14 protein-coding genes are annotated in these 11,787 nt (G+C 26.9%); 8 read left to right on the forward strand and 6 right to left on the reverse strand.

The features are described from left to right. Positions 1-172: 172 nt before the first annotated feature. The 5 genes from EJJ37_RS07225 to EJJ37_RS07245 all read right to left on the reverse strand — a co-directional run bounded on the left by EJJ37_RS07225 (position 173) and on the right by EJJ37_RS07245 (position 5,659). Positions 173-1,000, reverse strand: a complete 828-nt coding sequence (locus EJJ37_RS07225; RefSeq protein ID WP_133014927.1) for a hypothetical protein — start codon at positions 998-1,000, stop codon at positions 173-175. After that, positions 1,000-3,795, reverse strand: coding sequence for an RNA dependent RNA polymerase (locus tag EJJ37_RS07230; RefSeq protein ID WP_133014928.1), 2,796 nt, complete (start codon positions 3,793-3,795; stop codon positions 1,000-1,002). Before EJJ37_RS07230 ends, EJJ37_RS07225 begins: the two co-directional genes overlap by 1 nt. A gap of 24 nt (positions 3,796-3,819) precedes the next feature. Then, positions 3,820-4,083, reverse strand: a complete 264-nt coding sequence (locus EJJ37_RS07235) for a hypothetical protein (protein ID WP_133014929.1) — start codon at positions 4,081-4,083, stop codon at positions 3,820-3,822. A gap of 167 nt (positions 4,084-4,250) precedes the next feature. Continuing rightward, entirely contained in the window at positions 4,251-4,709 is a 459-nt protein-coding gene (locus EJJ37_RS07240) for a hypothetical protein (RefSeq protein WP_133014930.1), read from the reverse strand. A 287-nt stretch (positions 4,710-4,996) separates the two neighbouring features. Continuing rightward, the gene (locus tag EJJ37_RS07245) at positions 4,997-5,659 is read right to left on the reverse strand and encodes a MerR family transcriptional regulator (RefSeq protein WP_166484688.1); all 663 of its coding nucleotides are present in this window, start codon (positions 5,657-5,659) and stop codon (positions 4,997-4,999) included. A 416-nt stretch (positions 5,660-6,075) separates the two neighbouring features. Here EJJ37_RS07245 and EJJ37_RS07250 point away from each other — a divergent pair, with 416 nt between their 5' ends. Both EJJ37_RS07250 and EJJ37_RS07255 read left to right on the forward strand, forming a co-directional pair. Next, positions 6,076-6,363, forward strand: coding sequence for a hypothetical protein (locus tag EJJ37_RS07250; RefSeq protein WP_133014932.1), 288 nt, complete (start codon positions 6,076-6,078; stop codon positions 6,361-6,363). A gap of 3 nt (positions 6,364-6,366) precedes the next feature. Beyond that, on the forward strand, positions 6,367-7,428 hold the full coding sequence (locus EJJ37_RS07255; RefSeq protein WP_133014933.1) for an FtsZ/tubulin family protein: 1,062 nt from the start codon (positions 6,367-6,369) through the stop codon (positions 7,426-7,428). 83 nt (positions 7,429-7,511) lie between these two features. On the opposite strand, the gene EJJ37_RS07260 is transcribed toward EJJ37_RS07255, so the two are convergent. Then, positions 7,512-7,913: a metal-dependent hydrolase gene (locus EJJ37_RS07260; protein ID WP_133014934.1), complete on the reverse strand. Its 402-nt coding sequence runs from the start codon at positions 7,911-7,913 to the stop codon at positions 7,512-7,514. 110 nt (positions 7,914-8,023) lie between these two features. On the opposite strand from EJJ37_RS07260, the gene EJJ37_RS07265 reads away from it, so the two are divergent. Genes EJJ37_RS07265 through EJJ37_RS07280 form a run of 6 tightly spaced genes read left to right on the forward strand, consistent with a single transcriptional unit; the run spans position 8,024 to position 11,592 of the window. Continuing rightward, positions 8,024-8,443: a hypothetical protein gene (locus EJJ37_RS07265; RefSeq protein ID WP_133014935.1), complete on the forward strand. Its 420-nt coding sequence runs from the start codon at positions 8,024-8,026 to the stop codon at positions 8,441-8,443. Further along, on the forward strand, positions 8,443-9,996 hold the full coding sequence (locus EJJ37_RS07270; protein ID WP_166484689.1) for an FtsK/SpoIIIE domain-containing protein: 1,554 nt from the start codon (positions 8,443-8,445) through the stop codon (positions 9,994-9,996). The genes EJJ37_RS07265 and EJJ37_RS07270 overlap by 1 nt, the downstream gene beginning before the upstream one ends. A 9-nt stretch (positions 9,997-10,005) precedes the next feature. After that, positions 10,006-10,605: a hypothetical protein gene (locus tag EJJ37_RS07275; protein WP_133014937.1), complete on the forward strand. Its 600-nt coding sequence runs from the start codon at positions 10,006-10,008 to the stop codon at positions 10,603-10,605. Positions 10,606-10,655: 50 nt separating this feature from the next. Further along, the gene (locus EJJ37_RS20120; RefSeq protein WP_166484690.1) at positions 10,656-10,823 is read left to right on the forward strand and encodes a hypothetical protein; all 168 of its coding nucleotides are present in this window, start codon (positions 10,656-10,658) and stop codon (positions 10,821-10,823) included. 17 nt (positions 10,824-10,840) lie between these two features. Further along, complete coding sequence (locus tag EJJ37_RS20125; RefSeq protein WP_166484691.1) at positions 10,841-11,008, forward strand: hypothetical protein; 168 nt, start codon at positions 10,841-10,843, stop codon at positions 11,006-11,008. A gap of 14 nt (positions 11,009-11,022) precedes the next feature. Continuing rightward, complete coding sequence (locus tag EJJ37_RS07280) at positions 11,023-11,592, forward strand: hypothetical protein (RefSeq protein ID WP_133014938.1); 570 nt, start codon at positions 11,023-11,025, stop codon at positions 11,590-11,592. The last annotated feature ends 195 nt before the right edge of the window (positions 11,593-11,787 follow it).

Consider the following 11,787-nt stretch of genomic DNA (forward strand, 5'->3'; position numbering starts at 1 on the left):
TATCAATGGGGGATGGCTACTCCCTTACGGTTTCACCTTTTATATGTCTATTAAGACGATGAAGGTTTATAACTTTGACTCGTTCCCCTTCATTATAGCCCGAAATACTTTAATTTTTAAAACTCTTGAAAGTGGCTTGTAGACTAGGTTTAGAGCTTATTATATTTTATTTCTAATTGTCCACAATTTCACCTCTATATTCTCTCTGCTTATTTTTTTTATAATCTTTCCTTAGTATTTTGAAGCATTTACTGCAATATTGTTGCCTATTGCTTTTGATTTTTATCTCTTTTCCACACTCAATGCAATATGTATAATTTTCTTTATTTCTCCATTTTAAATATTCTACTACTATATTTTCAATAGACTTAATATCTATTTTTATTTTAATTTCTTCAATACCTTCATCTTTACAAAATAATAATTTAATACTAGGTGAAGTTCCAAAGTTAGTAACATTTAATATTTGACCATTGGTATAATGTGCTAAATCATATATCAGCTTTTCTCTTTGTACAGCTTGTATATCTGATTTTTGTCTATATTTAAATCTTGACAACTTAAATATATCTCTACTTGAATAATTAACCCATTCACTTCCGCTTGACTTTGCTAATACTAGCATTATAAATAGTATCTTTTCTATTTCAATATCCTTAACTCCACTTAGTCCTCCTACATTTTTTATAAAATCTAATTCTTCTTTAAATAATACTACTTCATTATTATAATTTTTATATTCGCAATATTTCTTTTTAGAATATTTATTTACCATGCCTTGTAGAGTTTCATCCCAATCTCCCATCACAAATCCTTTATAGTTTTCCATCATAAGTCTATCTATTTCATTTCTTATTTGTGTTTTATTTAGCTTTTTATCATTTTTAAGATATTTAATATAACATCTAAGTCCTACATTTGTATTCTCATTTATTTTACCGTTATCCTCCTCTATCTTTTGTCCTAATTCTCTTTCATTAATCAATGTCCACAAATTCATTAACATCTCTCCTTAACTTGTAATTTTGTCATTTTAAATTTTTCACCATTAAATCTTATATCTCCGCTATCATCCCTTTTAGGATATTCTATAATATAGTTGCTTTTTGATAATAAGTTATCTATAATAACTTCTCCTACCATAGACCATACAAATGATTTACTTATTTTGTTCTTTTTATATGCCAGATCCACTAGCGCATTAGTTAAATACTGCTTGTTCGCTATTATCTCGCTAGCACTCATTTTAATTTCATCAAATATCTCTATAGAAGAATTCTTTTTATTTTCCTTATCGCCTGAATCATCTTTATTTTTTATAGCTTTTTTATATTCTTGATATAAGTTAACCATTCCTTTTACCTCTGAATTTGTAGGGGTATATTTATCATTAGACTTGTATAATTCATAGTTAAATCCATTATCTTTTCTACTATACTTAAAATCTCCATCAAAGACATTCTCAACTTTAGCTGCTATCTTATTCACAATACAAGGATTGTTGCTTACTGGCATATGTTTCTCATAATACTTTACAAAATCTAATTCTGCTTCTGTTTTATTCTCAGTAGAAATTAATTCTTCTATTGATTTTCTAAAATTCCTTAATGAATTTATTTCCATTGATTTTATATAGTTTAAATATTCTTTATTCACATCGTTATATATGTACCTGAAATAATATGGTTTCTTTTCTGTTAAAACTTTCTGATTAAATTCTTTCCACTTTATAGTTTCTTCATCATCTAATATCTCACCAGTTTCTTTATCAATATTTAAAGTAACTGAACTATAATTTAACCAATAGCTAGGTATAGGTCTAGGCGGAATTCCATTTTTAGCACTATCTATACATTCTTGCTGCAGATATTGTATACACATTATTCTGTAGTCTAATTCTTTATATTCTTCACTACCTTCTTTAAACAGTGAAATTTTATCATAACATGATGATCCAAAGTTGGTCACACTTCCTACCTTATTACCGAAACCATCTTTTATAGCCTTCATAAAATCTTCTTTTGTGGGATTAGATATTTTTTTACTATTCTTTCCTTCGCAAAATATAGTAGGCAAATCATATATCCCCTTTATTAATATTTCGTTGCTAGTAGTAAAATTTATATCCCCATCAAAATCTTCGCCATTCATAGCAGCCATAGTTGTATCCCAAGCATTAAATACTATAATATTTTTAAAATTACCGTACCACTTAACAACTTCATCTCTATTGCACACTTCCATAACTCTTGCATTTTGTTTACAACTCATGGGACTTCTAAAAGCAGCTACCTTATCTACGCCTAAATTCCTCCAATATTCAATATAAAATTCACCACTCTTTAATAGACCTTTAGGTTCTAAGCCAAACATATTTTCCAATTGTATTACTGGCTCTCCGATGGCTACCTGGTAGTTTCCGTTAACACTTATCTTTCCCGTCTTTAATGTGTTAACTCTTTTCTGTATAGAACGTCTGATTCTATCTCTAATATAAGAATCGTTGATACAATCTTTATTTATCATTAACGCATTTATATGTCTAGTTTCAATATCATCAGTCCATACATTTCTATCATTCAAATCTTTTCCACGTCCATATAATATTGATTTTATGTAGTTATCACCTATAACCTCTTTAATTTCCGTTATATCTTTTTGTAATAAATTATCTATATCTTCATCAGATAAGTTTAAACATTGTATGTATTGATAATTTAACATTCTTTCATTATCTATCTCGTCATGAACATATTTCGTCACTGAAAATCCATGATTATTTCTCTCACATTCCTCTAAATAATGTTCTAGCGATTTATAATGATTGGATAACTTTAACATGCTTCTATTTATTATCATATCTACATCTTTTAAATCCCATTCTTTCCCCCAAACATCAATAACTTTTTTACCTCGCATATCCTCTCTTGAATTCGCATATTCTTCAAAGTCAAATGCTGTAACAACGCCTTTTAACCATGCATTTCTTATTACAAATGACGTTGGTGTATAATTCAACCTTAAATCTATTCCCCATTTCTTTGCTAATTCTGGTCTTATTAAACCACAACCGTCACAAGCATTATTCATAACTTCATAATCTTCGATTTCTTCAACTGTTGGGGAAATTTTATCATCATCGAACTTTATATGTATGACATTATCTCTAAATTTCGTTTCAACATCTTCTACAACTAATATGTTAGGTGTATTTGTTACTGGAGTAGAAGAACTAAATGTTAATGCTTTATATGCCATTAGTTTACTAGGCATAGTTGGAATACTAAAATCAGCTCCGTTATTAATTCTTTTCTCTAATTCTTTATTTACCGAATCCTCAACAAACACTACTGAGTTGCATTTTATTCCTCCTGGAGTCCCTAATATCGGTTTATATGTTTTTCCATTCAAAATGAACCCTTCTTCAGAATATTTATCATAATCACTGTCTGTTTTAAAAACAACATTACATATTTTATCTTGCAAAGAAGCTTCTAAAAGATTATTATTTAATTCTTTTAGTCTTAATCTTAATTTATTCTTATCTTCAGACTTATCTAAGCTCCTTCTTATTTTTTTTATTTCTTCTCTTATTTTATTTATGTATTCTTCATCAAATTCTGAATCAATTATATCTCTGATGTTTCTAGTGCTATCAGAATCACCAATTCCCACTATAAATCTATTCTTGATTCCTTTTCTAATATTTTTTATTTCTACTTTTCCTTTATTTCTTCTTATATAATCACTGTTTATCTTATAACAGTATCTTTGATTTAAAATATTTTTACTCATTTTATCCCTCAATTTTGTTAATTTCTATAGTATTATTAAAAATCTTAAATCATATTCACCTGTTTGTCCTATTATTTCGTAATCAACATCAAAAATTTGATCTCCCCAGGACTCTCTAATACTTTCGCATATTCTTATCGCTAATTCTTCCATCTTCGTATATGTATCATTATCTTTAACATAGCCATCAAATTCATTTATTTTTATATATTGTCCTTCTATTTCTGCCATTAAATCAAACTTAACTCCTAATTCCTCAACAATTCCTCTAATAATATCTTCACCCATTTTAATTCTCTCCTTTATTTTTAATTTTTATAAACTCTCGAATTAAAAATCAAAAATAACAGTATTTTTCATGTTTAATTATGTATTCAATAACTTATTCATTTTAATATGTAAAACTTAAAATAGACCGATATTTTTAACTTTTTCTTCGAGAAAACATATGTGTATTACTTATTATTAATATTTTTATTAAATCTTTCTCTTAAAATTGCTTTTTCTTCTTCAGACATTTCAACGTACAGCCCTGAATCAATATATTTTTGCTTGTCTTTCTTAAACCATTGCTGCTTTCTTAAATTTTTAATACTCCAAGGTTTTATATCTACGCCATTTGTAGAAGCTCCTACCTCTTTTGCAACTATATCTAAACTCTCTTCCGCAAATTGTATCAAAACATCACCATCTGTACTTAGATTTCTTACTCTATTTACACCTAATTCTATCAGCTTCTTACTAAATTGTTCAGAATTACCACGTCTTGGTTTATAATAAGCTAACAAATCATCACCAATTCTATATATCTGTCCATCTTTTGCACATTGTATATATGTATCTTCCTTTATCGGTTCTAAACCATTCCTATCCCATTCACAACAGATTCTATAACTACCTAAATATTTATTCATTTTTCTACCTCTTTATTTTGTTAATTTATATTTATGCGTTTAAATCGCATTATAATAAATTTTAAGCGCTTTTATTTTTAGACGATAAATTATACCTATAACTACTAAACTCTATTCTTACAGCCTGTAATTCACTTTTTCTTCGAGTATATCAATGTATCTCTTATCGTCTATTTAATTATCAACTTAACCTCCTTTCTATATCCATTATATAACATATAAATCTCCTTGTCAATCTATTTTGTTAATTTATATTAAAATATTTTTAAGGGGCTTATTTGCCCCATTTATCTATTTCCAAACAGTAATTTATGCAACTTTCTTCCAAATCCTTCTTTATAAGAAGCTTTTTCTATTTCTTCTTTTGTCACGCAGCTCATTTGTTTTATTTCTTCCAAAACTTTATTTTGTTGTTCTATTTTATTTTCAATAATCTTATTGTTTTCTGAAACCTTATCTAAATAAGAATCAAGTTTTTCATCTATCATCTCATCTAAAGTTGTGCATAATTCTTGTTTTAAATCATCATTAACTTTATATTGAGCTTCCAACATTAACTTTAACTCATTTCTTATATCAACCTGGATTTGAGATCTGAACATCTCTAATTGATTTTGCATTTCTAATTTGATTGCTTCTGAAAATACTTCTACAGCTAAAGGTTTATCATTTGGAATTAAACCTTCTTCAGTAAATATATCTTCTCTCTCGCAATATTTTTGTATCTGCTGGATAGTCAAACCATCTTCTCTTAACTTTAATATAAACTCAAACTTCTTTAGTGAAGGCTTTGTAAATTTTCTCATTTTATTACTATATTCTAAATCTAATATTTCACTAAAAGCAGTCATATAATGTCTCACTGTAGAAACTGGCAAATCGAACATTTCAGCTACCTGGGTAGCAGAATATCTAATATTATCCTCACCTTTTATTATATTATCACTCATCAACATCACCTCATAAAACTAAAGTAAACTATATCTAAAGTTTACCATAATAGATATAAAAGTAAACACTTTTCTTTAATTTAAATACATTCAACTTTACTTTTACTTCACTTAATATACGAACAACTTCATATTAACTTTACTTTACATATATAAAACTTTATATTTACTTAACTTTATTATAATATATATCTACCTTTACTTTAGTTTGATAAAATATTTTTTAGTTCTTTTAAGTTTGTTTTACTTTTTTAAAGTTTTTTATAATTTGTTTAAGTTTTTTATAAAGCGTTTTATTTATTTTTACTTTTTATTAGTAACATTATAGTTTTTTACGATTATATTATAGTGTGTTTTAATAATTTATACTTGTATTTATCTTTTTATTATGGTAATATTTAGTTGAGGTGGTTGAGTTGGGTGGAAATTTCACAGAAAATGATTATAAAATAATGAAAGCTATCTTAGATAAAAACGATAAGCAAAAAGGATTACGTAGAAATAAAGCTACTACAATAGAGGAGATTCAAGGAAAAACAAGTTTATCATCTACAAAAATAAGAAACACTTTAAATTCATTTATCCAACATGGTTTTGTGTGTGAAGGAATTAAGCAAGGGCGAACAAAAACATATATGATGACTGAAGAAGGTTTAATAGAATTAAATAGTTTAAGAATGAATATATTCGGAAAGGTGGAGTAATAAATGAAAAAATCAAGTGTACTAGCTATAGGTTGTGGAGGAGCAGGTAATAGACTTCTTAATGAATTTTTAGAGTTAGATAGAAGATATACGGGTATTTTTATGAATACTAATATGGCTGAAATGGAAGATTTAAAACATTTTGACAGAGAAAGAAGATGTTTTTATATACCAAATGCAGATGGAACAGGTAAAGATAGAAAATTAGCAGAACAGTATATAAAAGATGAAGCTGCTAAGTTTGTTGAGATGATTAAAAAATTTACTAATCAAAATCATATAATATTCTTAACAAGTGCAAATGGAGGTACTGGATCAAAAGCTTCTGTTATGCTTCCAAGATTGATAAAAGCGGCTTGTCCTGATAAAACAATATCTTTAATAGCTACTTATCCAAATATAGATGAATCTGATATGGATTTTGAAAATAGTTTAGATTTCTGGGAAGAAGTTAAAACTTGTAGAAAAAGAAAATTCATAGACAATGTTAGATTTATAGATAATAATAAGCCATATACTGAAGATGAAATAAATAAACTTGCTATGAAAGAATTAGATGATAGCTTTAACATAATGGAAGGGAAATTAGATAGTTCTGATGTTACTAGATATCATGTAAGTAATGGATATAATGTAGTTCTTAGATTAGATTCTGATGTATCTTCAATTAAAAGAGCTATTGATATGGCATTATCTAAAAGTGTGTACTATATTCCTGAAAATTTAGAATGTGATGTTTTAATAGGGAATATAAATAGTGAATCACATTCTTTAGCTGACATTAGAGAGAAAATTGAATGCTATGACTTCTCTAAGTTCAACACAAAGACAGAAGGAGACTCTTTATTACTTATAGGTGGATGTATAATGCCTACCGAAGCAATAGAGTTAGTTCAAGAGAGCCTAGAAGATTTAAAAAATAGAAGAAATAGAAGACAACGTGAAGAAGAAGTTGTAATCACAAGAAATAAAAAGGAAACTGTAAAAAAAGAAAAAGAGACTTCATCAAGAGTAACTGCTGAAGACTTAGATGCTATGTACGAAGATGATTCTTTCTGGGATTAATTATAAAGACTAGGGAAAATATATTCTCTAGTCTTTTTCTTTAACTATTCTTAAACGATTTTTAGCCTCATATCCTAATCTTTTTAAATTCCTGCTAATATACAACTTATTAAAAATATCATTATTAAACATAAATATCTATCTTCTGCACTACCTGTTTTAATTTCTTTAAAACCATAATATTCCTTATTATAAGGATAAAATAGCGGGACTCCCATCTTAGTAAAAGAGTCAAATGCAATATGTACAAGACAATTAGTACAAAAACTAATTGCAAATACAACATCAAATATACTACACAATCCAAATGCTATACATACACCTAATAAGCTATGAGTTATTTTTCTATGACCAAACATCATGTCTAAATCAGGAGCAGTAGATCCAATAAACCCTAAAATTAAAGGCAATCTATCTAAGGGGGTATAGTAGCATAATGCACCAGTTACGATAACACCCGCTACCATATGTGTTCGCTTCATCATAATATAAATAATTTCCTCCAATTATTTTCATTTCTATGCACATTTTAATATACACTTTCATATACTTTTAGTATAAACAATAAATAAAACAATTATTCAAGGAGAATTATATGTTATTTGAAAATCTAAAACCAATTAGAGTGTTAAGTGAGGATGAAGTTAAAATGGAGTTGTATAGACTTAGACAAAAACAAATATTGGGCGTTACTGCTATAGGAACAGGTACTTTAGCAACCTTTAAATTACTGAAATATATAAGCCCTATATTTGACTCATATATTTATGGATTTAGAGGTAAAAGTGTAAATACTTATTTAAAATTATCAAATAAACTTAACCAGTCAATTTCATTTCCTTATGTTACAAGTGTAAATGTATTGCATATTACTATATGTGTATCAATTTTCTTATTCATACTGTATCTAGTAGCATTTATTAAATATAAAAAGAATAATACATTAACTATCAAAGATGTGCTATTAACAATAAGCCCTATATTGTTATGGGTAGCTATGGAGGTAATATTTTAATGCTTTTAGAGAGTTTATTAGGTCTAAGTGGATGCTATATAGCTTATAGAATAAACAATAAAGACGATATATATAAAAGAAAACAAAGAAAGATTATAGAAGATAAATGGAGTAAATTAATGGATGCTATAGGGACAAAAGCTGAAAATAAAATAAAACAAGAATATAAAATATTAAATGTAATTCCTACGCATTACGGTTTTGATGCAATTATAAGTTTACCAATTGGAGTTGATTGTAATAAATTTAGAGAACTAATTCCATCAATTCAACAAACATATATTGCTGAGGTAATTGCCGAACCAAGTAAAGAAAAGAAAAATACAGTATACATGAGAGTTCATGATGTTAAAAAATCAATATCTGAAAAGGATAAGATTAGATTTTCATGGTACAAATATTTCCATAGTGGTAATAAATTTAGAAATAGTTTTGGAGAAACTTATACTATAGAATCTATATCACCAATAAAGGATCTTAATAAAGATGATATAGGATATAAACTATCAATATCAATACCATCACAATTAAAATACAGTGATTTAGATGCTTCATGTGATGATTTATCAAAGGTGTTAAGCAAATGTTTTATAACCTATAACAATGAAACAAAGAAAGTAAATTGTAATGTCATAACCAAACCAATAGATAATAGTTATAAATTTACTCCTATAAAAAAATTAAAGGCTTGGCAATTATATATAGGAATGGGGTATGATTACAAGCCTATAATATTAGACTACAAAGTTATACCTAATTGTTTAATTGGAGGTGTCGTTGGAAGTGGAAAGACAGTATCACTAATAATGGCATTTGTTAATCTTTGTGTTACTAGAGATGATTTTGATTTGCATATAGGCATGATGAGTGAGAAAGAAGATTTAAGAATATTTCAAAATGTTAAACAATGTAAAAGCTATTGTAACACACCCGCTGAAACAATAAAATTGCTTGAAGATTTAAACAAAGAGATGAAAAGGAGAAATCAGCTATTTGCAAAGTGTGAGGAATATTGTTCTAACATTTATAAATATAATTCAATAGTTGAGCCTAACAAAAGATTGAAAATCATTCATTTTATCTCTGATGAGATAGCAGATTTTATGGAATATTCAGAATCACAAGATCTTTTATGGAATCTAATAAGAAAAAGCCGTAGTGCAGGCATATATATAACTTTAGCCACACAAAGAGCAACTATAGAAAATATGAGCCCTGAAATAAAAAGTCAATTAGGTAATAAAATATGTTTCAATCAATCGAATGTTTCTTCTGCATTAACAGTATTATCAGCAGAAGGTTTAGCTAAAAGAGCTGTATCTTTAGAAAAGTCAAGAGAGTTTATCGCTGACTACACCGAAGGAGTAGCTATAGGCAAGACATTATTTTTATCAGAGAATATGATGGTTGATTTATTAAAAAATGTACAAAAACCTATAAAAAGCGAGGATAAACAGTCTGAAAATAATGAAAAATTAGAAGAGAGTGTTGAAAAAGAGGATAAAACTCAACAGGGTAAAGTAATTAGTTTTAAAAATATTAATACTAAGTAGGTGAGGATTGTGAGAATAAATGAAAATACAAAAGAAATAATATCATTTATAGAAAAATATGGATTTGTAACAGCTAAAATCTGTAGCAGGACAATATACAAAGGATTTAAACAAAACTATCAACTGGCAAGTAGAAAACTACGTAAAATGGAACAGGGAAAGTTATTGCAAAGATATTTAGATAATAGCAATGAATATATATATCAAATAAATAAAAAGCATATTACACCCCATAAGTATTATTTGATTGATTTTTATTCAAGGTTATATGAGGGAGTTGATAGTGTAGAATTATTTGAAGTTGAAAAATCATGGAAGATAAGCAAAAAGAGGAATGATGGATTTATTATTTATAAAAAAGGAGATAGCTTTTACTCTTTATTAATAGAAATAGATTATAGTCATTTTACAAGTAAAGAGAAGTTAGAAAGTTTGTATGAATCAAAAGAAGTGCAAAAATATTTTAAAGATAACTATGATATAGAAGATTATTTTCCTACAGTTGTAGTTGTATCAATGTTAGGGAATTCTGAATATAAAGATGTTGAATTTGATTATTTATCATTAGATTTTAATTTTACCAATATAGATATATTATTAGGGGCTTAGATTGTTTTTATAGCCCCCTTGTACATATTACAAAAGAGGAGGTGAATTAAGTGACAATTACATTTAAAGAATTTATAAAAGACTATTGCAAATACTACAATGAAAAGGAGGTTATAGTAAGAGATAATTCAGAAATGCAAGAAGTTTTATATGAACTGTATGATAATGATGATTTTGAAATTAACTATGATGAAAAAACTATAGAATTATTTAATTAACTAAAGGAGAGATTATTATGAAAATTACATTCAAAAAATTTGATAGAGACTTTAGAGAGGAATATGGTATAAAGGGTAATTATTCTTTTAGAACAGAAGAAGATTTTAAAGAAGTATTGTTTAGATTATATGGCTCTGAAAATTTCTCTATTAATTATCAAGACAAAATAATAATAATTAACTAAAGGAGGTTATTTATATGGCTAAAAAGAAACAAACTATTAACAAATCATTATTTATTGTACCTATTATCAGTACTATGTTGCTAATATGGTATTATACAACTAATTCAGTATTTGAGAAGATATTTATAATATTTGTATTATTCTCTACTGTATTACCACTTGGATTTGGTATGATGAATATAATGATTTATTCTGCAATACCTTCAAAGAAAGGTTATAATAAAAAGAAGAAAAGTGTTCCTAGGAATAGAAATGCAGAATATATTTGTAAGCAATTAGATAAGAAAAAGACTGCTAGAAAACCTAAAGCAGAACCAAATCATTACTATTTAGAATTAAGATCATCTATAATTAATCTAAATAGACAAGGAAAATTAACAAACTACATTATAAAAAATCTAAAGTCAGAAATAGATTCATTAGTATTAGAAGACTATTCCAACTTTAGATTTAATGATGTAAAACATGAGATATACACTAAGATAAAAGATTCTGCTATAACAGATGATGATTATATTTATCTTAATGGATATCTAATAGGGTTAATAAATAATGATATAGCTTATAAAGAAATAACAAAATAAACCAACCATAGTTTAGTTATTTAAGCAAACATAATTATATTAACCTACGGAAAGAGAGATAATATATAAAATATAGATCCCACCACAGACAGATATTTTATTTTTCTCTTTTCATTATTTTTTAGAATGGTAGAACTAGCGAAAACTAAGTTCCTTGTCTGGTTTTGATTCACGTCATTACTGGATGCCACTCTA

Origin of the sequence: Clostridium cuniculi, assembly GCF_004353185.1 — a bacterium.
In the GTDB taxonomy this organism is placed as follows: Bacteria; Bacillota; Clostridia; order Clostridiales; family Clostridiaceae; genus Clostridium; species Clostridium cuniculi.